The sequence below is a fragment of the Burkholderia sp. AU44665 genome (assembly GCF_030504405.1).
Lineage (GTDB): Bacteria > Pseudomonadota > Gammaproteobacteria > Burkholderiales > Burkholderiaceae > Burkholderia > Burkholderia semiarida.
The window spans coordinates 47,642-71,182 of record NZ_JAUJRI010000026.1 but is presented as its reverse complement, the minus strand read 5'-3'; the positions used below and the strand labels follow the sequence as shown (position 1 = coordinate 71,182).

Here is a 23,541-nt window from a genome sequence, read left to right as displayed (position 1 = left end):
ATGTACGCACACTGAAGGACTACTATCCAATGGTGCAGGCGGTTCGTTTCCATCGAGACCTCCATTCGAAGGTGGTTTGTATTGCAGGCCGCCCGGGCCCCAAGATTCGGAGCTCCCCTCGTAGGGGTACGTGCCGGTGATGCCTTGACTTCTGCAGAACTGCTGCCGCCAGTCCCCTGAGTTCGTCGTCCCGCGACTGCAGGAGCCTGCCGGCGGGCGTGTTCAAGGGCGGTCGCAAAGCCGCATGCGGAGCGCAGCCCGAAGGGCGAGCACCGAACGGGTGCCGCGGCCGGCGAAGCGCACCCTTGAATGCGAACGACGGTGGGCTACGGTCGCGTTTGGGACGGCGAGCGCAGGGGACTGGCGGTATGCGGAAAGTTGAGACAGCACCGGCTCGCCGCGCGGCGAGCGCCCAATCGGGGCGGAGCCCCGGCCGTATAGGGGGTATCGGGTTTGCGTCAGGGATTGAAGCCCGAAGGGGGCGAGACTCGCGCAGCGAGGCTCGACGCGCAGCGCGAAAGCCCGGCCCGTAGCGAAGCGAAGGGAGGCGCCCAGGGTCGGCCGCAAATCCCACACGAACGCGTTTGGAACCGCGCGCGCAAAGGCTGAAGGCATGGGGATACACGAGGCAGCAAGCGCTCGCCGCGCAACGAGCGCCCCTCTCGCGGCCCCAAGGCCGCGGGACTAGATAGGCAGGTCCGCGTTTCGCAGCATCAACGCGACACGCGGTTGCGCTATGCTTTGGCGTGATCGTGTGAAATCAAAGACGAGTCGATGCTCATTCGAGAACAGGGACGCCTCATCAAGGTGCTGCGCGTCGCACCTCCCACACAGCCCCCGACCAGGGGGCGTCGGCGCGAGCACGTGCTCGGCACGTTTCGCGCCGACGAGCCGATACCAGCCCAGCTGCTCGAGATATTGAGCAGCGCCGAGCGCAAGGCGCTCGCGCGCTGGCTGGAGGTCTACCAGGAGAGCCAGCGACGGACTGAAGCACGTACGACGCTGGCTGCCGCGCCGGCGAACCTCGAGTCGCTCGTCAGTGCGCTCGAAGCGGCGGCCGACACGCTGTCGGCGGCCGACGCAGACCGGATGTGGGCGCAGCTACAGGCAATCGCCCGAACGTTGAAGCGCGCCGGGCATCCGCGGCCGCGCGCAGCGCGGCGGCCGCCGGCGCCGTTACCGGGACAGCAAGACTTCTTCGGCGAACGCGACGAGTTCGAGCAACTGGCCGAACGGTGATCGCGCTCTCGGCCGTTGGCCGCTTGCGGCCAATAGTTGCCATTCGTACAATTCAGGCGGCTGTCGTTCCAATGGCAGGTTCACTTTGAATCCTGCCGGATGAGCGATGGGGCATGGCGATTGAAGTTGTCGTTCCCAGCCAATTCAGCGAATAGCCGGTATCTCGGCGCGCTGCCGGTAGAAGCGCGCATCGTGCATCAGTGATGATATCTTTCAGCAATGAGCCGTATGCAGACGTTCACGCGACCGGGGACTGTGCGCCTCTTAGACATAGTGAAAGTTGCGCAACGCGGGGCGGATGCTCACCACACAATCCACGGATAGAAAAATTCGTTAGGGAGCGTTTATGGCCTCCGTTCTCGCTGAGTATCAGAGGTTTCTTGTATCGCTTGCCACGTCTCCAGCACCGGAAAATGTGCGGCGAATGGCTAATCTGGTGCTCGCCAACCTAGATCATCTTGCGGAAGTGGGGGCCGCGCGACGCGCCCGCTCAGTGCGGCTCGCACCCATCGCTGTCAACGATCTGCTTACGACCGCACCCGAGATTCAGCTGGAGGCGTTGCCTGATGCGCGCGAGCAGATCATGGGACGTTTGCATGAACTAAACGTGGGGCCGTTTCGCGGCTTCATGCGCCAGGAGACTTTCGACCTCAGCCGAGACATAACGCTGGTCTATGGTGCCAACGGCACCGGAAAGAGTAGCTTCTGCGAAGCGCTGGAAACGGCTATGCTCGGTTTCATCAGCGAGGCGAAGGTCAAGCGCGTAGATCATCGCGTCTACTGCAACAACGCACGACTTCGCCGGCATACGGTGCCGGTCCTGACGTCTCGTGCAGGCGAAGCTGCCCCTGCCGCGGTAGCGGCGAACGAAGATGCGTACCGATTCTGTTTCATCGAAAAAAACCGGTTGGATGACTTTGCCCGCATAGCCGCGCGAACTCCTGGTGACCAGCGCCAACTGATTGCCACTCTGTTCGGGGTGGACCAATTTAGCGAGTTCGTGCGAGGCTTCAATCCGAACTTAGACGAGAACCTTAACCTGCTTGGTGTGAAGGCGTTGGCGCTGGCAGCACGCCGTACCCAGTTGGCCGCATCTGAACAACTCATCCGAGCGAACCCAGATAAGCTCGCGCAACTGAACCGCGACGAGGCAGCACTGGCTGAACGCATATGGCCGGGTAAATCGTTCGCCGAAGTCTGCGACTGGTTGTTCGGAACTGCACAGACACAGGGGCGGCTTCCCTATGTCCAAGGGCTTCTCAACGCGGCACCGCCACAGCTCCATGGCACTACTCAGGCCAATCTCGCTGCCCTGCTTGCAGAGGCATATCGCATCGACGCGCTTTTACGAGCCGCGAGAGAGCAATTGGCCGCTCGCGCCGCGGACGTTTCTTATACGCAGCTATATAACGCCGTGCTGCAGTTGAGCGAGGGTGCGACTTCGTGCCCTGCGTGCGGAACCGATCTCGGTCAGGTTGCGCAGAACCCGTTCGACCGAGCCCGGGCCGGCCTGCAGCAGCTCGCAGAGCTCGCGGCCATCCAGCGTCAGGAGGAACTGCATAGCCAAGCACTGAGCGGCGCGCTTCAGAATTTGCTTTTGACCATGTCTGCGGCCATTCGCGCCCTCACGGTCGTTAGTCCCGAAGAGCTTAGAGCCGCCAATTTGCCGGTACTGCCACAAGTGGCAGTTGGAGGGTGGCTCCAGCCATGGGTGGACAACAATCAATACTTCTGGCGGACGTTGCTAGGCCTGGTCACCGCAATAGAGCAACGGGATGCTGAAAGTCGGCGAGTTCTGGATCAACGCCTGGAACTGAGCCAGGAGCGTGAGCGTCTCGACGGATACCGGTCCGACATCGAGCGCTGTAGGACCATTCGCGCTACCAGCCAGCAAGCCGTCCTCCAGGCGCAAGCTGAAGTTGCGCAGTTCGAATTGGCGAATCAGGAACTGATGGCAGAAGTGGCAGTGGAGGCGAATACGATTGCCCATCATCAGGTAATCAAGGACAGTTACGACGGCTTCCTCTTGGCCTTGAAGCAATATCTAGACGGATTGCCTGCACTCTTGCTGCAGGGGCTAGGCCAACGAGCTAGGGATCTGTACAACTCGTTCAATCGGGATGATCCGCCGGCCGATCTCCTTCATGCCTTGTGGCTTCCGCTCGCGGAGAATGGCAAGATCGAGATCGAGTTCGCAGGCGAACCCGGAGTTCGTTATGACGCGCTGGTCATCCTAAGCGAGGGACATATCAAGTGCTTGGGATTGGCGATATTGCTTGCAAAGAACATTGAGCAAGGTTGTCCAGTTGTTATCTTCGATGACGTTGTGAACGCAATCGACGACGAACACCGAAATGGGATTTGGAGAACCTTTTTTGAAGACAACCTGCTCGACGGCAAGCAAGTCATTCTGACTTCTCACGCGGAAGAATTTCTACACCGTATCCAACAGGAGTTGGGCGCCGATCGGGCGCAGATAATCAAAGTCTATAAATTTCTTCCTCATGAAGGCGAACACGACCTACGGGTCGATAGTGATCCGCCCACGAAGAACTACGTGCTGCTTGCTCAAGCCTCCCTTGCCGCCGACGAAAAGCGGGACGCCCTACGCCATTCGAGACCTGCAATTGAAAGTCTGACTGACCGTTTGTGGACATGGTTGGGAAGGCGCGGTGACGGTCGGCTGGAGCTCAAGTTGGCCGGGCCTAGAGCGAAGTGGGAGCTTAACAACAAGTGCACGAAGTTGCGTGGAGCTTTGGCGCGCTTGCCGAATCCAAATCCGGCGATACTCTCAGTGATCGCGGCGCTTGATGACCTTCTGGGGATCAACGGTGGAGCGATCGAATGGGGTTATCTCAACAGTGGGACGCACGATGCAGAACGTGACAATGAGTTCGACCGCGCGACCGTGCGACGAATTGTCGGTGCGATCACGGCGCTCGATACTGGCTTAGTTCAATTGCAACAGCGACGCTGATTACTCATTTCGACATTTGGGCGGCCGCTTTTCGGTTCGGAGCGGTCGTACCACATCCTCGGGACCGCAGACCGCTCCGGGTCGCTCAGAGCCATTCGCGTCGCACCCGAACCGCCATTCGCGGTCGCATGCCGCCCCCGCCGTCGGGATGAACGCACCAGCAACATAGGGAACGTAATCATAAGGGCGCGATCAAGCCATTAAACCAATTCGAGTGCCCGGCGGCGGCCGGGCCCGGCACGTCAATTTCCGCGGCGTTATTCCGCGTCCGGAATCAGAAACCGATTGCGATTCTTCGCATCAGCAATCCAGTGCGGTGCCTTCCCACGTCCGCTCCAGGTGGCACCGGTCTTCGGATCACGATACTTCGGTGCGATCGGGGCACGTGCGCTCGGCGCTGCTGCACGCCGACGACCGAAGAGTTGGTCGGGCGTGATGCCGTATTCGGCGATCTGTTCGCGGATCGTGGTGATGACGCTGTGAAGCTCAGCAAGCCGCGCTTCTTCGGCTTGCTGTGCCAGCGCCTCTGCTTGGGCCTTCAGCTCAAGATAGGTAGCCATAAATATAGAAGAGTTTCCTTTGAGAGATAGCTGACGAGAGAACAGCTCATTATATACACGCGCCACATTGCAACGATGCCCCGAGGTTCCAACTCCATGACGCCAACTCGGTCCGAAGCAATCCTAACGATTTTACATAACTAAACTTAACGAACTCGTACATGTAGGTCCCAAGTTCAGGTGTCGCGTTTGGGGGTGCGGCGGAATTCTTGGACTGGGTTATGTCGTCAGCCCGAGACTCTCCCGGTACTCAATCGGACTGAGTGCGCCAAGCGAGATCTTGCTCCGTTTCTCGTTGTACCAGCGAATGTACGAGTCGACGACCTCGATGAATAGGTCGGTGGTGATGGTCTGTCAGTCTCGAGAGTAAAACAGTTCCGTTTTCAGCCGTCCCAAGAAGCCTTCGCACGCCGCGTTATGGGGCGAGCAGCCCTTGCACGACATTGAACGGATCAGATTGGCCTCCCGTATCCGGGTAAGCCAGCCTGGCCAACGATAGTGACGCGCCGGGTTGCAAGCATGCTTCGACCAGGCGGCGTTTCCCATCTGGATCGAACGACCGTTTGCCGTGCGGCGAAACGTGCATCACCTTCAGGGGCAGGTAAACGAGGTCAATCGTGTCAGCTGTCATCGTGGTTGCGTCCGCAAGTGTGAGTTGCGGACGCAATCGTGGATCGATTCAGCAGTGCCGGCTAGGTGCGGAGGATTTCGCGCTTACGCATCAGGCGTTTTGATCCTAATTTGGCCCCTACCGAAGACGTGTCCCCATGTCGCTCAAATCTGCGCAGGGATCGTGATGCTGCTCGGGCAGGACAGCGTCGCGCCGGTATCCGGAATCCCCACTACTTGTCCGTTCGAACCGGTCGAGGTCGTCGCGCTGCTGTGGCTGCCCAGTTGCAATTCGCCGTCGGTCACGGAGAAGGCCTTACCGCCACTGATCTGGCTATTGGTGATGCTGATTCCCGTGTCGCCCGATTTTGGCACGCCCATCAGGCTGTTCGAGAGCCCGATTATGGCGCCTTGCTGCTTGGTGGCGGTGGCGATCACGTTGTCGATGGTGACGTTGGCGATGATCGGCAGGGCGCCGCCGGTGCCCGAGGCGTAGGCGTAGGTGAACAGGAAGGGCTGCTGGACGTTGCGCATGCAGGTGTTCCGGTAGGTCACGCCGGTGGTGGCACCGCTGTCCTTGGCGGTCTGGTCGGTCTTGATCCGGTAGCCGTAGTCGGTGCCGCTGAACTGCATCGTGTCGACCGTCACCTGCGAGACGCCGGGCTTGGCGAGCGTGGTGCCGGCCGCCTCCTGGCCGCCGATCGAGATGCCATGACCACCGCCCACCACGCAATGGCTGACGTTGACGCTCGAGGTGGCCGCCCCGCCCGCGTTTGACTTGATGGCGATATCGTCGTCGCCGGTGTCGAGCAGACAGTTCTTGATGGTCGCCGTCTGGGTGCCGATGATGTCGATCGCGTCGGTGTTCGGCGCGAGATCGTCACCGCTGGCATTGCGGTTCGGATTCGCGTAGATCCACACGCCGTCGATCGTGACGTTCTTCGAGCCCGATTCAATCACCAGTTGCTCCTTCGGCGAGTTGCGGATGATCAGTGCGCTGCCGGTAGCATTGGACGAACTCGGGAAGGCCACGATCGACTGCGATTTGCCGGCATCGGTGAAGTTCGAGCCAATCTGCAGGTTTGAGCCGGTGATGGCGATCAGTTTGGGCCGGGCCGTATTGTTCTGCCCGACTGCGGCAGGCCAGTAGTCCTGTCCGTCGCCGTCGATCGCGCCGGTGCCGGTAATGGTCAGGTTGCTCAGATTGCTGCCGGTCAGCATTGCGCCGCTCGAGGGCTGCGCGGGCGAGCCCTTCAGCGTGAAGCCCTTCTCCAACTTCAGCACGATATTGCTGGCGAGATTCACGCTGGTGATGACCGCCGTCGAGATGCCGTTGTTGCTGGCCAGGTCGACCAGGCCCGGACTGCTGCTGGTGCCGCTGGCGGCGCACTGTTGGATGGCGTTCTGCAGATTCGTGGTGTTGGTGCTGGCCGAACTGCTCCACTGCGGCGTGCAGGTGGCCGCTTGTGCGGACGCTTGCACGGCGAGCGCGGCCAAGGCGGAGAGCATTAGGACGAGGCGCGTGCTGCTTTTGCCTTTCATTGGTTTTCCTTGTATTTAAAATAAGAGAGCGAAATAGGTGCAGCCGGCAAGCAGTGGGGGGGGTAACCTATGAGTCGCAATTCGCCGCCGGACGAACCTCGGCCGGGACACAACACGTATCCCAGGATACTGCTCAGGGCCTCGGATTTTTCTCGAATCCCTGCGCACTAACACGGATCGGTGACCATAATGATCCTCAGTTGAGAACGTCGGCAAAGTGATGGCACTGACGGGAGTGCGAGCAGCAATCACAATGGCGCCTCTGTTTATGCGATAACCAGGCGTCAAACAAGTTGCATCTCCCGGCGCCCCCTCATGTACAAAGCAATTTATGACATATGGCTTTCAAATTCACTTAATTATACGCTGCATAGTCATTGACGTGCATCCAGCAACCGCAGATTTTTGATCAAACAATAAATAAAAGATGCAATAGCTCTAAATCAAATATCGACTCTCCAGTCGCGCCCTCATTCTCGCCGCACTAGCAAAATTCCGGAGTTCTTTTTGAAATTCATCGATCAAACTCTTACGCGAATATTAATATTCGTCGTTTTTTGTAATTATTTTGAAAATTTAGGTCTCTCTTCTGTATGCACTAGTAATAACTGCATAGACATACGATCGGTTATGTCGTCAGCCCGAGACTCTCCCGGTACTCAATCTCACTGAGTGCGCCATGCGAGAACTTGACCGAACCAAGGTGATGCTGATCGCCGAGATGGGTTGGAAACCCGGGCGTGCAGCGTAACGGATCGGTCTGAGCGTTCGCCAAGTCAACCCGCTGATGCGGCGCTATCAGGAAGTCGATGACGGAGGCTGGCTCGTGAATTCGCCGCCGACGTCGTCGGCCGAAGGTCTGCCAGCCGCGAGCGCGTCGGGCACGTCCGGCCTCGGGGTAAAGACGCATTGTCACCGATTTATGGTGTGCGCACTGTCAGCACTGGTCTTCGTCCATCGCCCAACCTGCCATGCCGTACACCTCGTTGCCGCCCGCGACAACCGGCGACTCTTCGACCGACGGGATGCCGTTCATCCGGCGCTTCACCTGCAATGACGTCGACAGCCTCGCCGAATGCACGCACGGCTGGTCGATCCACCTCGATCAGCTCTCGCCTGGGCCTTTCCAGGGTACCGTCCATGCGATCCGCCTCGACGAGATGCAGCTCCTGAGGGAACGCGTGAATCGCTCGCTGCTGAAACGCGGCGACCAGTGCGCCGGTAGCACGTCGTTCAGCATCCCGCTGGAAACCTCAGGCACCGGATACTGCGGCGGCTCACCGCTGCGCGACAAAGCGCTGCTTGTCTCCAGCGGCACATCGCTGCCGGAGTTGCGCACCCCGGACCACCAGGACGTCGTATTGCTGACTGTCCCAACCGATACGCTTCGCAGGCTGGTATGGCTCGGCGATAACGATGGCGAAGCCGGCGGAACGCCGTCTAGCGAAACCAGCATCGCGCGCGTGCCGGTGGCCCGCTACGAAGCGTTGAAATCCTTGCTGGTAGCGGGTTTCAGCGCTGCAGACACGTCGGAGCAGCGCCTTGCGCGTCTGCAGACGCGCAAGGCGCTGCGCGACACTATTCTGATCGAACTCGTCGACGCGCTTGAAGCGGCCGGCCGACCCGTTCGGCTCGATCCATCCGCGCGGCGTCGCATCGTCGACCGCGTGCGCGAGCTCGTGATCTCGCAGCCCGGCGTTCCACTGACCGTGCTCGACGTATGCCGTGCGGTGGGCGCGAGCCGGCGCAAGCTGCAGTACTGCTTCGAGGAAATCCTCGGCACGCATCCTGCGTGGTACTTGCGTGTGGTACGGCTCAACTCGGTGCGTCGCGAACTGCGCGAACATTCCCCGGCGAGCGCTTCGGTCAGCGACGTCGCGTGCCGCTGGGGCTTCTGGCACCTGAGCCGATTCGCGTCGCACTACCGGGAACTGTTCGGCGAACTGCCGTCCGATACGCTCAAACGCCCCCCACGATAATTACCAAAAGCGGATAACGCGCCGGATTTTGACGTTCCTAGACTCCGTACACATTTCAACTGTACGGGAAACGGCACGATGAAAGTCCTCAGACGCCCGCATGGCGTGCGGCACTGTCGCACACGCACCACCGTCGTCGCGATCGGCACATTGGCGGCAACGCTCGCATGTCAGAGCGCTGGCGCGCTTGAAAACGACGGCCCGATCACGCCGTTCGGCGTGTTCGATTTCGGCGCAGGGATGACGCCGCCGCCCACGCCCAACGGCACGCTCGCCACACGCTTCGCGTACTACTCGACGCACACGATGCGCAACGGCGGCAATGCCGACTTCTCATTAACAGCCGCGTCGTGGAGCCTCGCATACATCAGAATGACAAACGCGAGGCTGTTCGGCGCGAACGTCGGCTTCGGCGCGATCGTGCCGTTCCTGAATCTGAACGGGCACGTGAACGTACCGACGCCCGCCGGAACGCTCGCAATGTCGGCCGATCCGACCAATATCGGCGATGCGGATTTCCAGCCGCTGATTCTCGCGTGGACTTTGCCTAATCTGTTCGTCAACGTCGCACTCCAAGTGCAGGCGCCAACGGGAGCCTATCGGTCCACTCGACTTTTCAATCCTGGCGTCAACCACTGGACCTTCTCGCCGATCATCGGCGCAACGTACATCACCGACAGCGGATTCGAAATCTCGACCAGCATCGAGGTCGATCAGAACACGACGAACCGTGCAACGAACTATCGAAGCGGCACCGGGTTCCGCCAGGAATTCGCGCTCGGACAGCACATCGGCCCGTTCACCGCCGGCCTCGGCGGCTACATCGAGCGGCAACTGAGCAACGACCACGGCCCGAATGTCGACGGCAACCGCGCGCACGTGAACGCGCTGGGCCCCGCGATCAGCTATGTCGAACCGGGAAAGCCGGCGGTATGGCTGCACGTTTACAAGGAATTCGGTGCGCAAAACCACGCGCAGGGGTACCAAATCGCGCTGCGTGCCGCGCTGTCGTTCTGATGTTCTGATTCGGGAGCAGTCGATGAATCCGCTTTCTTCCACGCATACCGCGCCATATTCACGTGCCGCTAGGCAAGCCGGCGCCAGCCAGGGTGCTGTGCTGCTGCTCGGCAGCAGTCTCACCGTAATGGGCGCAGTCATGATCGCGCCGATCCTGCCGAAACTCGCGGCGGACTTCGTGCCAGCCAACCCGCGCCTCGCCGCACTCGTGCCGCTCGTCGCGACGGGCCCCGCCCTTGCGATCGCGCTGTGCGCGCCGCTCGCCGGCTGGCTTGCCGATCGCGTCGGACGCAAGATGCTGCTTTTGCTAGCAACGCTCGTGTACGGGCTGGTCGGCGCTGCGCCGGCATGGCTCGACAGTTTCACCGCGATCCTCGTCTGCCGGTTCGCGCTCGGCGCCGCGGAAGCGTGCGTGATGACGTGCTGCACGACGTTAATCGGCGACTACTGGCACGGTGAACAACGGGTGCGCTACGTGAACCGGCAGGTCGTCACGATCGGTGTCGTCGGCACGATTTTTTTCGTGCTCGGCGGCGCGGCCGGCGAGCACGCATGGCGCTATCCGTTCTATCTTTACCTGCTGCCGATCCTGCTCATACCTGCGATTGCCGCCCTGCTGTGGGAGCCGCTGCGTCATGGTCGGCCCGCCGAGCCGGGCGACGGCGGCACGCCGCTGTCCGGCGGCAAGCTCGCGTCGACGCTCGCCATTGGCTATCTGCTGATCTGCGTCGGAATGGTCAGTTCCTTCGTGGTCCCGGTGCAGATGCCGCAGCTGATGATCGACATCGGGCAGCACTCGTCGACGATGATCGGTGCGGTCTCGGGTATCGGTTTGCTTTCGACGCTGGCCGGCTCCATCGCATGGCCATGGTTGCGCGACTCGCTCGGCCGGCGCTTCGTCAATGTCGCGCTCCTTGTGCTGCTTGCGGTGGGTCTGTATCTGCTTGCGAGCGCCAATACGGTGCCGGCCATCGTCGTGGCGGTCGTGATTCACGGCTTCGGCGGCGGCATGCTGGTCCCAAACGCAATCCTGCCGCTGATGCGCAGGCTATCGCTCGCGATTCGTGGCCGCGCCCTGGGCGGTTTCACAGCCGCGCTCTATTTGGGCCAGTTCCTCAGCCCGTTGGTCGTGCTCGGATGTGCACAGGCGTTCGGCGGACTGCGTCCCGCAATCGTCTCCATCGCGTCCGGTACAGCCGCCACGGCACTGCTGTGGTTGCTGCCGGCATTTCGTAGCCGCGGCGACGATTGATCCACTCCCATTGTCTTGTTCTCGAACGATAGACCTATGAAAGATTTCCAAACGCTCATCGCCACGCATGATGGCATCGCGCTCGCGGCGCTCGTTCGCGAGAAAGAAGTAACGCCGACGGAACTGCTGGACGCCGTCCTCGCCAGTCTCGACGCGATCAACCCCTCGCTGAATGCCGTCGCAGAGCGCCTCGACGAAACGGCCAGACTAGCCGCATCGACCATCACTGGCCACGAGAGCGTACTCGCCGGTGTCCCGACACTCATCAAGGACCTTTTCATGCCGGTGCGCGGCGCACGCATGGCGAACGGATCGTTCCTGTTCGGCGACTACCGGCCCGACTTCGACGGCGAACTCGTGGGGCGCCTACGGCGCGCGGGCATACCGATCGCTGGAACCTCGCTGTCGCCCGAACTGGGCACGTCGTTTTGCACCTCCTCAGCGCGTTTCGGCGTCACACGCAATCCGTGGAATCCGCATGTGAGCGCCGGCGGATCGAGCGGCGCCGCGGCAGCGCTTGTCGCCGCGCGCGTGCTGCCGTTCGCGCACGGCAACGACGGCGGTGGCTCGCTGAGGGTGCCCGCGTCCTGCTGCGGCGTGTTCGGATTGAAGCCGACACGCGGCCGAACGCCGAATGGCCCGATGATCGGCGAAGGATGGGCCGGCATGGCCATCAACCACGCGATCACGCGCTCGGTTCGCGACAGCGCCGCCCTGCTGGACCTGACCGCGGGTGCCGATACCGGCGCGCCCTATGCGGCGCCATGCCAACCGGAGACGTTTCTCGCGGCCACGCAGCGCGATCCGCGGCCGCTAAAAATCGCCGTGATCGAGCAAGCGCCACCGTGGCCGCTTCATCCGGCCTGCCGACCCGCACTCGCACATACCGTCGCGTTGCTGCGCTCGCTCGGACACCACGTCGAGCCGCTCGATAGTCCGGTCGATTCGGAGGCGTTCTATGACCGTGTATTCACGATCATCGGCGCACAAACGCGTGCGCTGGTCGACATGATAGGCAACCAGCGCGGACTTCCGGTGCGCGACGGCGAAATCGAGGCCCGCACCCGTATCATCCTGCGGGAGAAAGGCAATGCAAGCGGCGCCGAATACGCGAGCGCCGTCGACTGGATCCATGCATTGGGCCGGACGTTCGGCCGGTTGATGGAGCGCTACGACGTGCTGCTAACGCCGACGCTCGCAATGCCGCCGCTTGCGCCGGCCGAACTTGCGACCGCGGACGACACGCAGTCGTTGAGCGAAGTCATCGATCGCGCGCATCGGTTTTCTCCGTTCACGGCATGGTTCAACGCGACCGGTCAGCCCGCGATGTCGGTGCCGCTTTACTGGGACGAGCAAGGCCTGCCGATCGGCAGCCATTTCGCGGGGGCGTTCGGCGCAGAGTCGCTGCTGTTCTCGCTCGCCGCGCAGCTTGAGCGCGCTGCACCGTGGGCGGATCGGATCCCCCCGCTTTGCGTTTGACTGACGGTCCGGTGAACTTCCTGGCTGCAGGCGACTGAGTGCACGGGCGCGTTTGGCGAGCCGAGCGCAGGGCACCATGCGCGTCCGTCAGGCGTCGCGCCGGACCATCGCCGCCGGCATGACCGGGTTGCGCAACACGCCGAGCCGCTCGATCTCGACTTCGCAGACGTCTCCGGCTTTCATCCAGAGCTGCGGTTCGCGCGCCATCCCGATACCGGCAGGCGTGCCCGTGACGATCACATCGCCGGCCTGCAGCGTCATCACGTCACTCAGCAGCACGACCAGCGTCTCGACATCGAAGATCATGTCCGACGTCGACGCCTCCTGCACGACCGCCCCGTTCAGGCGCGTCTGGATCTTCAGCCCCTTGCAGCCGCGCGGCAGTTCGTCGGCCGTGACGAACCACGGCCCGAATGCCCCCGTCCCGTCGAAGTTCTTACCCATCGTCCATTGCGGCGTGCGGAACTGGTAATCACGCAGCGTGGCGTCGTTGAAAATCGAATAGCCGGCGACGTGATCGAGCGCCCGCTCGCGCGCTATGCTGCGTCCGCCCTTGCCGATCACCGCCACTAGTTCGCCCTCGTAGTCGAGTTGGGACGATTGCGCCGGCAGCGCGATCGGGTCGCCATGGCCGATCAGGCTCGACGCAAACCGCGCGAATACGGTCGGATAGGCCTGCTTCGCAAACCCGGTCTCGGTCGAGTGGTCGAGGTAGTTCAATCCGACACAGACGATCTTGCCTGACCGTCCGAACGGCGGCAGCAAGCGCACCGCCTCGAGATCGACCGGCGCGCCGCGCGCGAGAAGCGCGCCCACTTCGGCAAGATCAGCGCCGTGCGCCAGCAGCGCATCCAGATCGCCCGGATAGGCGGTGTCCTCGGCGGTCAGCCCGAACCATCGCCCGCCGTGCTCCACCGCGATGCCGCGGTGCCCATCCTTTTTATAGACTGCAAATCGCATCGCACACTCCTTGCTCGCCGTCCATGAAGTCGCCGACTACGCCTTCAATGTCCTGTTGGAGCACCGCTGGAGGCAGCGGTAGCCCCTCCTTCATCACGTTTCCGTCGCCCATGTACTGCTAGCGCGCGTACATCCAAACAGCCATCATTTGCGCACGGCCATCACCCCCGCATCCACATTCCAGATGGCACCGGTTACCCACGAGGTCTTGTCTGAAAGAAGGAAGACGATCGTGTTTGCAACGTCTTCGGGCGTACCGACGCGTCCGAGCGGATGAAACGACTCGAGCGCTTTCATCGCACCGGCAATGTCTTCCTTCGCCATGAAGCCTTCATAAATCGACGTCTGTACGATCGCCGGCGAGACAGCATTCACTCGGATACCCGCATCGGCGAGTTCAATCGCGAGATTGCGCGTGAGCGCGTGCAGACCTGCTTTTGCCATGGAATACGCCGATGCCGCGGAGTCGCCCAGCGCTGCCTGGGCTCCGATCGACCCGACGTTCACGATAGCGCCTTGGAGCTTCGCAGCGAGCATGTTCCTGACCACGTCCCGCGTAATGAAGAAAGTGGCACGATTGAGCGACAGGTACATGTCGTAATCAGATTCTTCGTGGTCGATGAAGGCCTTCGGAGCAAAGATGCCCGCGGAATTCACCAGAAGCGAAATATCTTTGTGATTCGCGTTGATCTCCGAGCGAATGGCGTTCATGCCTTCCTCTGTCATGAGGTTCGCCGCAATCACGGAGACCGGACCGAGCCCGCTCAGTTCGGCACGGACCGCTTCAGCTTTGTCTTTCCTGTTTCCCGTCAAGACGACGCTACCGCCGCTTTTCAGCACTTGTTTGGCCGTTGCGAGCCCGATACCGCTGGTGCCACCGACGACAAGAAGTTTCTTACCGGAAAAATCGTTCATTTTGGCTTCCTTAATTTAAATGTCTGGATCAGTTCCGCATGCGCGGCCGCGCCAACGCGGACATTACTCGTCTTGCCGCGTCCATGAATCAGCTCGCCTCGCGGAGAACGCAGAACGCGGCCGGTTTCGCAAGCACCTCCGCTGGTTAGCCTTCGCGGACTTCGAGAGTCGAGACCATGCGGATCGCCTTCGAGAAATTCGCGAGGTTGACCGAAGTTTTCGTCACGACCCGGTGCAACTCCTCGACACGCTCGCGCGAAGCGTCCGTGTGCAGGCGAACGACATAGCTCACTTCGTCGTATCCCGGGTTCACGCTCTCGTCGAGCCCGAGGAAACCGCGCAAGTCCAGCTCACCATCGGTCTCGATTTCCAGACTGTGGACAGTGATCCCCATCGCGGCGGCGTTGACCACGTATCCGACCGTCAAACAAGCGTTGAGCGCGGCCATGAGCAGCTCTTGCGGATTAGGCGCGCTATTCATGCCCAAAAGCTGGGTGGGTTCGTCCGCTGCGATTTCGAAATGCCGCTGGTGAGTCACCCCGCCCAGCTCATAGTGGCTGACAGTCGCCACGGAACGCGTCTGGTGTTCCCATTTCGTCTTGACGTTGAAGCGCGCGTTTCGCTTCGTGGGGTCCGTGGCGACTTCTTGCGCGAATTGCTGCAAAGCCGGCACATCGATTCCGTTCGGGTGGGTAGTCATCTGCTGGTCCTCCTAGGAGCGCTCTCGCGCAGGGAAAAGTTCAAACACGCGGCAAGCCTACCATCTAGTTGGTAGCTTCACAAGGGCATTTCTCGTCCTTGTAGTCGTGACGCTCCTTCGAGATTGATCGGACGAATTTGCCGCGCTGCCCGCTCAATGAAAAAATGCACGAGGTCGGTTAGTGCAATTGGGGACACGTTCCTCTACCATCTGCTTGCGGGGCGTCCCTGCAAGGTTGGCCCGCTGCGAAGACGAGATGCGCCGTCATGCTTGACAAAAAACCAACTAGTAGGTAGACTGCGCTTGCAGTGATTCGCTGGGTTCGTTCAATTGAAGATGGCAGTGTGCCGGAGGATGCATGGCAGTAGGTACGCGCGACGCGTTGGTTCAAGCTGCAGAAGGCCTGATGCGCTCGAGGGGTTATGCCGCCTTCAGTTATGCGGATCTGGCCGAAACCGTTGGCATCCGGAAGGCAAGCATTCACCATCACTTCCCGACGAAGGAAGATCTGGGCGTTGCGATTGTGGAAGCCTATGTCGCGAGAGTGGTGGAAGCGTTCGAGCGAATCGACCGCGAGAATGAGGACTTCTGGGGCCGCTTGAACGGATTTTTCGATACCTTTCGCGCCAGCAGTGATGGAAGCCTGCTCCCGCTCTGCGGTGCGCTTGCCGCCGAGATGGCTGCTTTGCCGCCCGAACTGCAGAAGCTCACGCACCGGTTTTTCGAGCTGCAACTGCGCTGGCTGACCAGGGTCATCGACAAGGGCATCAGCGACGGTGAGATCCCCGCCGGTGTGGGGAGCTGCCAGAAGGCGTATCAGGTATTGAGCGTTCTAGAGGGAGCCAGCTTTGTCGAGTGGGCCATGAAGAACGGCGAAACGCTCGACCGCGGCATCATTCGACTCATCGTCTCCGCAGCATAAAAAGGGGATCGCTTCCCCAAACGATTCATCGTTGCACCCAGCGCCAGAGCCGTTTTCCGCGTGAACATGGCTCTTTTATTTGAGTATTTACCCTACCAACTAGTTGGTTGTTATTTGGAGAAAACCATGGAAAACTGGACTGAAACAATCGGCGCCGTCACCCGTCGCGTGCATGAACTCGCACGGTACACCCCGGACACGCTCAAAGGCGTTGGTTTGCTCGGTGCCGCCGGCGCCAAGACAAATCATCTCGACGCAAAAACGCGAGAGCTGATTGCGTTGGCAGTCGCTGTCACAACACGCTGCGACGGCTGCATCGCTTTTCACGCGGCAGAAGCCAACAAGCTCGGTGTGACGAAGGAAGAAGTCGCAGAAGCACTTGGTGTCGCCATCAATCTCAATGCCGGCGCCGCTGTGGTCTATAGCACTCATGTCCTCGACGCGCTGGACCATCTCGGTCGCGAGTAAATGTCCTACCCGGCGCTACCGCTGCGAGCGGAGCGCCACGAGGCAGCAATTTCTAGCTGAGGATGAAACATGAAGCGGGTCAATGTAGAAGTGTGGTCGGACTTTGTCTGCCCCTGGTGCTGGATCGCAAAACGACGCCTGGAAAAAGCGATAGAAGGCGTGACGCAGCACGTCGACGTGGTCGTGACACACAAGTCCTACCGTCTTGCGCGAGGCATGGTTCCGACCGGCTTTACAGACGCGCTTTATGCCAAGTTCGGAAACGCGACAGCAGCGCAAAGAATGATGGATGCGGTGTGCTCGGCCGGAGCCCAGGAAGGTCTGAACTACCGATTCGAGACCATGCGCTTTGGCGATACGAGCGACGCGCACCTACTCGTCAAAAGTGTCCAAACGTCCGAAGACAAACAACGGATGATCGAAGCGATCTACCGGGCCGCGACGACCGACGGGATTGACATCTTCGATAGAGCCGCGCTCATCGACCTTGCGAAGAGCATCGGCATTTCTGCTGCGTCGCTCTCCTTCGACGATCGCGAGATGGTGTCCGAAATCGCGCGAGATGAAGCAGAGGCAAATCGAATCGCAAATGGCGTTCCGCTGTTTGTCTTCAACAACCGAACGTACCTCTCAGGCGCACGTGAAGTTGCCGTGTTCGAAAAAGCGTTGTTCGACTCCGCCGAGAACGTACCGGACGAAAGCGAAGACACCGGAGGCATGAGCTGCAGCATTGACGGGTGCGCTCACTAGGCAGGCAGCCCCCCATTCACAAGGTATCGATTCTTTCCGGACTGACCGAAATGCGCGTGAAGCAGATTCCCGGCTGTTAGATAGCCATCCGTTTCATTTCGCATTTAACCCGACACTCACCAGCGCCCTGGCGCACCTACATTTTGAGCAACATGATGAGTAAATTGTTTACGCCCTACGATCTCTCCGGGACGCAGCTCGCCAACCGCGTCGTCATGGCACCGATGACGCGCACGCGTACGCCCGATAACATTCCCAACGATCTCACCGCGCTCTACTACGCGCAGCGTGCTTCCGCCGGCTTGATCATCACCGAAGGTCTTCCGGTGTCCGAAGAGGGCCGAGGCTATCTGTATACGCCGGGTCTGTACACCGACGAGCAGACGGAAGGATGGCGGAAGGTCACCGACGCCGTGCACAAAAAGGGCGGCAAAATCTTTGCCCAGCTCTGGCACGTTGGCCGGCTGTCCCACGTTTCCATCCAGCCTGGCAATGCGGCTCCGGTGTCGTCGGGCGAAGTGCCGGCGACCACGACCATGGTCTACGCGTGGGTAGAACCCGGCAAGGAGGGCCCGGTCCTCCCGAGTGTGCCGCGTGCGCTGACCACGGACGAAGTGCAACGTGTCACTCAGGACTTCGTTGCATCCGCGCGTCGGGCGATGGACGCAGGCTTCGACGGCGTGGAAGTGATGGCGGCCAATGCCTTCCTGTTCGACCAGTTCCTGAGCAGCGCGCTGAACACCCGCACCGACCAATATGGTGGTTCCATCGCTAATCGTCAGCGCTTTTTGCTGGAGACGATCGACGCCCTGGCAGACGCCATTGGCGGTGAAAAGGTGGGCGTGCGGGTCTCGCCGTTCGGGCGCATCTACGATATGGAGGCCTTCGAAGGGGAAGCGGATGCGTGGGCGAGCATGGCCTCGGCCTTGAACGAACGGAAGCTGGCGTTCGTGCACCTGAACTATCAGACGACCATTTCTGCAGCAGGTACTCCGGATGGCTTTGGTGCGGCCTTTCGCAAGGCCTACCAAGGCACGCTGATCGGCGCCGGCGGCTTCACGCAGGAGCTCGCCGAAGCCGAACTGGCGAAGGGAGAACTTGACCTGATCGCGTTCGGCACGGCCTTCATTTCCAATCCCGATTTGGTGGAGCGGATGAAGAACGGTTGGCCGCTCACGGAGCCCGATCGGTCGACCTTCTATGGCGTCATTGGTGCCAAGGGCTACACCGATTATCCGACTTTCGAGCAGGAAACCGCGTAATCGGACTGAAATGCCGACGCATCATTCCGGTCCCCGACATGAACGCGAGATGAGGTACGGCGGCCTCGGACTGCTTGCATGGGAAGTCTCCGAATCAACTTTTCCAAGTCGTTCGAAGTGCTTCCCATCGGCATTTAATAGCATCAGAAGATCTGGCGAAACTTGGCCGGCCGACCGTGATCCGGGCCGGTCAACGCGTCGCCTCAGGTTGCATGCCACATTCAGACTCCCCATCGACGTCAATGCAGGCCTTCGAAACTGTTGCGCGTCATGGGACCGAAAGGTCAAGCGGATATGCCGTCGTCCGTCGGTGCGATAGACCAACAGCTGCATCGCGCGAGGCTCGTTGAATGCTTGATTTCGTACATGGAGAATCCAGTATGGGCTATAACTTTGATCGCTCGATCTCCCGCCGCAACACAAATGCAATGGCGGAGGAAGGTTTCGCGAATTATCTGTTCGGAGCGGATGCACCTGCACTTGCACTCGAGATGCCGAGAGAAGAGCTGATATCGATGTGGGTCGCCGACATGCAATTCGCCGCCCCCGATGCCGCCATCGATGCCATTACCGAGCGCCTCAAACATCCCATCTTCGGCTACACGGCGGACCTGGACGAGCAGCTCTATCAGGCTTTCCACTCCTGGTGTGCGCAACGATACAGCTGGCATTTCGCTCGCGAGGAAATGCAGGTCTCACTCGGCGTCATACCAGCCCTCTTCGCACTCGTAGAATATGTGTGCCGCCCCGGCGACAAAGTGCTTAGTCTGACGCCGGCCTATGGATACTTCAAACACGCGGCGCTTCAGCGCGATCGCGAATTCGTGACGTCACGCATGCTCGCATCCGACGACGGCAAGTACTCGATCGACTTTGAGGACTTCGAAGCGAAAGTTAGCGATCCAGCGGTGAAGCTCTTTTTCCTCTGCCACCCTCACAATCCGACCGGCCGGATCTGGACAAGCGACGAGCTGCGCCGAATGGGTGAACTCTGCATCGCAAACGGTGTGAAGATTGTTTCTGACGAGATCCATTGCGACTTGCTAAGAACCGGAAATGCACACACGCCGTTGGCGAAGTTGTTCCCGGGTAGCCCGGACATCATCACGTGCATGGCCGTTAGCAAGACGTTCAATCTGGCAGGAATGATGATCGCGACCGTCATCATCCCGGATCCGGAATTGCGCTCAGAATGGAAACGGCGCCACTACCCGTTCGTGAACCCGCTCAGTCTCGCCGCCGCCATCGGTGCGTACCGCGATGGCGCTCCGTGGTTGGATGCGCTGCGGCTGTATCTGGACGAGAACTTCGCCCTGACTCAACGCTTTCTGAGCGAACACTTGCCAAAAGCAAAATTTCGCGTTCCGGAAGCGACTTATCTGGCGTGGATCGACCTACGGACCTATTTCGACGATTCAGTCAACCTCACGCGTTTCTTTCTTGAAAAATCAGGCGTCGTTCTGGAAGGCGGAGAGATGTTCGTCGAGAACGGCGACCGTAGAGTGCGACTCAATCTTGCGTGTCCGCGGGCGCAGCTTCGGCTGTCCCTCGAACGAATCCGAGATGCAATTGTGAAGCAATACCATTGAATCAAGCCGACGTAAGGCAAGACAGCAGCATCAATTCAAACGAACCAAAGGAACACTTATGCCGCTCATTAACGTAAAAGTCATCGAAGGCGTTTTCTCCGCAGCCGACAAGGAAAAGATCATTTCTACCCTTACCGACGCCATGGTGTCGATCGAGGGCGAAAGCATGCGGCCCGTTACCTGGGTTATCGTTGAAGAAGTAAAGAGCGGTGACTGGGGCATTGCCGGCAACGCACTAACAACCGAGAGGGTTAAGGCACTGGCCGCAGGCCAGTAACTGGCTGGCCCTGAACGGGCTCCAGCGGCAGTGAAGCGACCATCGCTTATGCCGTTGGAGCCCTTTTTCATTGCTTCCACGGCATGCTACCTAAAACGCGCAGCCAGCGCGATTGATCGAGTGGGCCAGGTCTCCGCTCCGAATTTCAACAGCCGCCCAGTGCCAAAGTGAGCATGACGACAAGAGGCGCCTGAGATCACAATGACCAATCCGCCGATCTTTGCGGCGGCTTGCGCGTCAAACGGCAGCGGCAGGTCGAGCGTGATCGTAATGCGGGCTTGCTGCGTGATTTTCGCCTCGGTCGCAACACTGCTACAGCGATGGTGAGAACCCCACAGCCGAGAACGGATCGTAGGTTGACACCGGGTGCGAACATGCCAAAAGGTTCCATGGGGACGCCCTCCCGTTTATAAGCACTCGAAACTACTTTACATAACAGATAACTAACGTCGTGACTGGCATATTTGTGGAGTTGCCCCTGTAACTCAGGACACGCGGACACCGTTAGGTTGATGACACCGCATTACGCCTGAACTCGCGAGGCGAGCGGTATTTCAGGGCTTTGTGCGGGTGGCGCTCATTGTAGTGTTCAAACGCGATAGCCAGACGCGAGAGCGCTGTTGGTGCGTCAGACTTGTCCATATAGGCGACGTAATTGTCCTTCATGGTCTTCACGAACGATTCCGCCATGCCATTGCTCTGCGGCGAACGGACCGGTGTGGTCAGCGGCTCAAGACCCAGTTCGCGAGCGAAGCTGCGTGTGCGGTGGTCGATGTAGGCCGAGCCGTTGTCCGTCAGCCATTCAATGGGCTGCGCGGCCTGCGTGGTGCCGAAGCGCTGTTCGACGGCGGCCAGCATCACGTCGCGCACCACATCACCGCTATGCCCGCCGGTCGTTGCTGCCCAGCTAATCGCCTCGCGGTCGCAGCAGTCCAGCGCAAACGTCACGCGCAGCGGCGTACCATCGTCGCACCGAAACTCGAAGCCATCGGAGCACCAGCGGGTGTTGCTGCGGTCCACCGCAACGCGACCGTCATGTCGCCGCTTATCTCGCCGCATGCCAGGGCGGCGCAGCAGCAACTGATGCTCCCGCATGACCCGATACACGCGCTTGACGTTGATGCACGGCGCACCGCTCTGCTCCCGACTGCGGCGCAGCAGCGCCCAGACACGGCGGTAGCCGTAGGTGGGAAGGTGCGCCACATGGGCCTGAATCTCCTCGACCAGCCCGGCATCGTTGGTCACGCGGGCACGGCGACCATCGCGCCAGTCGGACGAGCGAGCTCGCTTCACCGCCACGGCAGAGCGCGCCACGCCGAGAACTTCGCAGACCGTCTTCATCGGTCGTCCCCCGGCAGCAAGGGCGAGCGCGCAATCAGGTTTTTTGAACGGCCCCATTCCACGGCTTCTTTCAGGATTTCGACCTCCAGCGTCTTCTTCCCAAGTAGCCGTTGCAGTTCCTTGATTTCCTTGATGGCGGCGGCCAGCTCAGATGCCGGCACAACGGTTTCGCCTGCCTTCACCGCCGTCAGACTGCCTTCCTGGTATTGCTTGCGCCAGCCGAACACTTGGTTGGCGTTGACGCCGTGCCGACGTGCAACGGCCGACACCGACGCTCCCGGCTCCAATGTTTCCTGCACGATGGCGATTTTTTCTTGCGCCGTGCGCCGACGACGGCGCTCCGGCTCGGTCAGAATTTCGATGCTTTCCACGTAATGACTAGGCTTACTGATAGGCACAAGACTATCCCTTATTTTAAGAGAGTCCTCGTGTCCTCAGATACGTGGGGCCGCTCCAATTTGGAATGTGTTGCGTCCTAAGCCGTGGATCGGCCATTTCGGCGCACCACTGAGTTCCGTAGATGGTACTGGTATATGCCGCAATTCCGAGACCCTTCCGGTATTCGACCGGACATCGGACCTTGTGCCTGTGCCCGGGAGAGCCACCTTTGAATACGCGTTCCTGTCCTTCTAGATTCGACGCTACGCGACGAACCGGATCGCGCTGTTCTCTATGGCAGCCTGGTTGCCGTATTGCCAAGTGATGTTGCGGTGTTCATGTCCGATCGGCAGACCCGAGTAGATCGGCAGGCCGAAGCCGCCCAGCACATCGACAAGCATCTGCTCGAGCGTGAAATCCGCGCCGTCCGGGATCGGGCAGCGCGTGAATTGCCCGAGCACGAACGCGCGGGCCCCGTCGAACGCGCCGCTCAGACGCAGTTGTGTCAGGCTACGGTCGAGCCGGTAGCCGAATTCCGTCACGTCCTCCAACAGGACGATCGCGTCGCGTGAGCGAAGCGACCAGCGTGTACCCGCGACGCTCGCGAGCACCGTCACGTTGCCGCCGCACAGACGTCCCCGCACCGCACCAGGGGCGCCGGACAAATGCCGCAGGCTCAGCGCAGCGCGTTGGCCACCGGTCAGCACGGTGCGCATGTCGGCACGCGTCGCGTCGTCGACCTTGGTCGCCAGGCTGTGGAATGTCGGACCATGCAACAAGCGCACGCCGGGCCGGTCGGCGAGCGCGCAGAACAGCGACGTCGCGTCGGAAAAACCGATGATCGTCTTCGGCGTCGCGATCTCGTCGGGCAGGTGCTCGAGCAGATGCGCGCAACCGAATCCCCCTCGCGCGAGCCAGACGATATCGATCGACGGATCCATCAAGGCGCGCCGCAGATCATCCGCGCGCTCCCCGGCGGTACCGGCGAAATAGCGGTACCGGCTGCCAAGATGCGCGCCCGTCGTGACCTTGAAGCCCCACTTTCGACGAGCGCGATGCCGTGCTCGATTCCTTGCCGATCGGGCACACCTGCGGGCGCGACGACGCCCACTGTCTTGCGTCTTGATTCCATTGCACGGATACCGTGAGGATAAGAACCCCCTGAATATACCTGAGACCATTCGCGAGCCGCCCACACCTGCGAGGTGACAATGAACCCGCGGAGATGCCATTCTCCGTCCTCTGCGAATCCGATTCGCTCCCAACGCAGCTTGAGAATCACAGTCCGTGCTCTCTTACTGCAATAAAAGCACTCTATCGGATCG

General features: G+C 60.5%; 19 protein-coding genes and 2 pseudogenes. 12 read left to right on the top strand and 9 right to left on the bottom strand.

Features of this window, described 5'->3' with window-relative positions:
• Nucleotides 1-774 precede the first annotated feature (774 nt).
• Nucleotides 775-1,239, top strand: coding sequence for a hypothetical protein (locus QZM15_RS30110; protein WP_109343336.1), 465 nt, complete (start codon nt 775-777; stop codon nt 1,237-1,239).
• A 424-nt stretch (nt 1,240-1,663) separates the two neighbouring features.
• Nucleotides 1,664-4,216, top strand: a complete 2,553-nt coding sequence (locus QZM15_RS30105) for an AAA family ATPase (protein WP_226094264.1) — start codon at nt 1,664-1,666, stop codon at nt 4,214-4,216.
• 257 nt (nt 4,217-4,473) lie between these two features.
• Here the strand turns inward: QZM15_RS30105 and QZM15_RS30100 are convergent, their stop codons facing one another.
• The 4 genes and pseudogenes from QZM15_RS30100 to QZM15_RS30085 all read right to left on the bottom strand — a co-directional run bounded on the left by QZM15_RS30100 (nt 4,474) and on the right by QZM15_RS30085 (nt 6,927).
• Nucleotides 4,474-4,776 (bottom strand): H-NS histone family protein, encoded by a 303-nt coding sequence (locus tag QZM15_RS30100; RefSeq protein ID WP_109343338.1) that lies wholly within the window; start codon nt 4,774-4,776, stop codon nt 4,474-4,476.
• 219 nt (nt 4,777-4,995) lie between these two features.
• Nucleotides 4,996-5,277: pseudogene (locus tag QZM15_RS30095) on the bottom strand (IS3 family transposase); the annotation flags it as partial.
• Nucleotides 5,270-5,407 (bottom strand): annotated as a pseudogene (locus tag QZM15_RS30090) (IS66 family insertion sequence element accessory protein TnpB); the annotation flags it as partial. The pseudogenes QZM15_RS30090 and QZM15_RS30095, both read right to left, overlap by 8 nt.
• A gap of 143 nt (nt 5,408-5,550) precedes the next feature.
• Entirely contained in the window at nt 5,551-6,927 is a 1,377-nt protein-coding gene (locus tag QZM15_RS30085) for a glycoside hydrolase family 28 protein (protein WP_011695179.1), read from the bottom strand.
• Between the two features lie 971 nt (nt 6,928-7,898).
• Between QZM15_RS30085 and QZM15_RS30080 the strand changes: the two genes are divergently transcribed.
• From QZM15_RS30080 to QZM15_RS30065, 4 genes are all read left to right on the top strand, one after another.
• Nucleotides 7,899-8,906 carry a helix-turn-helix domain-containing protein gene (locus QZM15_RS30080; RefSeq protein ID WP_011695177.1) on the top strand — a complete coding sequence of 336 codons (1,008 nt, stop codon included), beginning with the start codon at nt 7,899-7,901 and terminating at the stop codon, nt 8,904-8,906.
• A gap of 78 nt (nt 8,907-8,984) precedes the next feature.
• A complete protein-coding gene (locus tag QZM15_RS30075; protein WP_011695176.1) occupies nt 8,985-9,923 on the top strand; it encodes a transporter in 939 nt (312 codons plus the stop codon).
• Between the two features lie 22 nt (nt 9,924-9,945).
• Nucleotides 9,946-11,175: an MFS transporter gene (locus QZM15_RS30070; protein WP_011695175.1), complete on the top strand. Its 1,230-nt coding sequence runs from the start codon at nt 9,946-9,948 to the stop codon at nt 11,173-11,175.
• Nucleotides 11,176-11,211: 36 nt separating this feature from the next.
• On the top strand, nt 11,212-12,654 hold the full coding sequence (locus QZM15_RS30065; RefSeq protein ID WP_011695174.1) for an amidase: 1,443 nt from the start codon (nt 11,212-11,214) through the stop codon (nt 12,652-12,654).
• An 87-nt stretch (nt 12,655-12,741) separates the two neighbouring features.
• On the opposite strand, the gene QZM15_RS30060 is transcribed toward QZM15_RS30065, so the two are convergent.
• The 3 genes from QZM15_RS30060 to QZM15_RS30050 form a co-directional block, all read right to left on the bottom strand.
• Nucleotides 12,742-13,614, bottom strand: coding sequence for a fumarylacetoacetate hydrolase family protein (locus QZM15_RS30060; protein WP_011695173.1), 873 nt, complete (start codon nt 13,612-13,614; stop codon nt 12,742-12,744).
• A 144-nt stretch (nt 13,615-13,758) separates the two neighbouring features.
• Nucleotides 13,759-14,529 (bottom strand): SDR family NAD(P)-dependent oxidoreductase, encoded by a 771-nt coding sequence (locus QZM15_RS30055; protein ID WP_011548515.1) that lies wholly within the window; start codon nt 14,527-14,529, stop codon nt 13,759-13,761.
• A 145-nt stretch (nt 14,530-14,674) separates the two neighbouring features.
• On the bottom strand, nt 14,675-15,229 hold the full coding sequence (locus QZM15_RS30050; protein WP_011695172.1) for an OsmC family protein: 555 nt from the start codon (nt 15,227-15,229) through the stop codon (nt 14,675-14,677).
• Between the two features lie 358 nt (nt 15,230-15,587).
• Here QZM15_RS30050 and QZM15_RS30045 point away from each other — a divergent pair, with 358 nt between their 5' ends.
• From QZM15_RS30045 to QZM15_RS30020, 6 genes are all read left to right on the top strand, one after another.
• Nucleotides 15,588-16,151: a TetR/AcrR family transcriptional regulator gene (locus QZM15_RS30045; protein ID WP_011695171.1), complete on the top strand. Its 564-nt coding sequence runs from the start codon at nt 15,588-15,590 to the stop codon at nt 16,149-16,151.
• A 126-nt stretch (nt 16,152-16,277) separates the two neighbouring features.
• Nucleotides 16,278-16,619, top strand: coding sequence for a carboxymuconolactone decarboxylase family protein (locus QZM15_RS30040; protein ID WP_011548518.1), 342 nt, complete (start codon nt 16,278-16,280; stop codon nt 16,617-16,619).
• A 69-nt stretch (nt 16,620-16,688) separates the two neighbouring features.
• Nucleotides 16,689-17,369 (top strand): DsbA family oxidoreductase, encoded by a 681-nt coding sequence (locus QZM15_RS30035; RefSeq protein WP_011548519.1) that lies wholly within the window; start codon nt 16,689-16,691, stop codon nt 17,367-17,369.
• 152 nt (nt 17,370-17,521) lie between these two features.
• A complete protein-coding gene (locus tag QZM15_RS30030; protein WP_011695169.1) occupies nt 17,522-18,631 on the top strand; it encodes an alkene reductase in 1,110 nt (369 codons plus the stop codon).
• 380 nt (nt 18,632-19,011) lie between these two features.
• Nucleotides 19,012-20,220 (top strand): MalY/PatB family protein, encoded by a 1,209-nt coding sequence (locus QZM15_RS30025; protein WP_109343340.1) that lies wholly within the window; start codon nt 19,012-19,014, stop codon nt 20,218-20,220.
• A 58-nt stretch (nt 20,221-20,278) separates the two neighbouring features.
• A complete protein-coding gene (locus QZM15_RS30020) occupies nt 20,279-20,497 on the top strand; it encodes a 4-oxalocrotonate tautomerase family protein (protein WP_011548522.1) in 219 nt (72 codons plus the stop codon).
• Nucleotides 20,498-21,001: 504 nt separating this feature from the next.
• On the opposite strand, the gene QZM15_RS30015 is transcribed toward QZM15_RS30020, so the two are convergent.
• Together QZM15_RS30015 and QZM15_RS30010 are read right to left on the bottom strand one after the other, a co-directional pair.
• Nucleotides 21,002-22,200, bottom strand: a protein-coding gene (locus QZM15_RS30015; RefSeq protein WP_171984410.1) for an IS3 family transposase whose coding sequence is annotated in 2 segments (ribosomal slippage) — nt 21,002-21,885 and nt 21,885-22,200 — 1,200 coding nt in all. Because the reading frame shifts where the segments join, the coding sequence is not laid out codon by codon here.
• Between the two features lie 279 nt (nt 22,201-22,479).
• Entirely contained in the window at nt 22,480-23,397 is a 918-nt protein-coding gene (locus tag QZM15_RS30010; RefSeq protein ID WP_224023817.1) for an LD-carboxypeptidase, read from the bottom strand.
• Between the last annotated feature and the right edge of the window lie 144 nt (nt 23,398-23,541).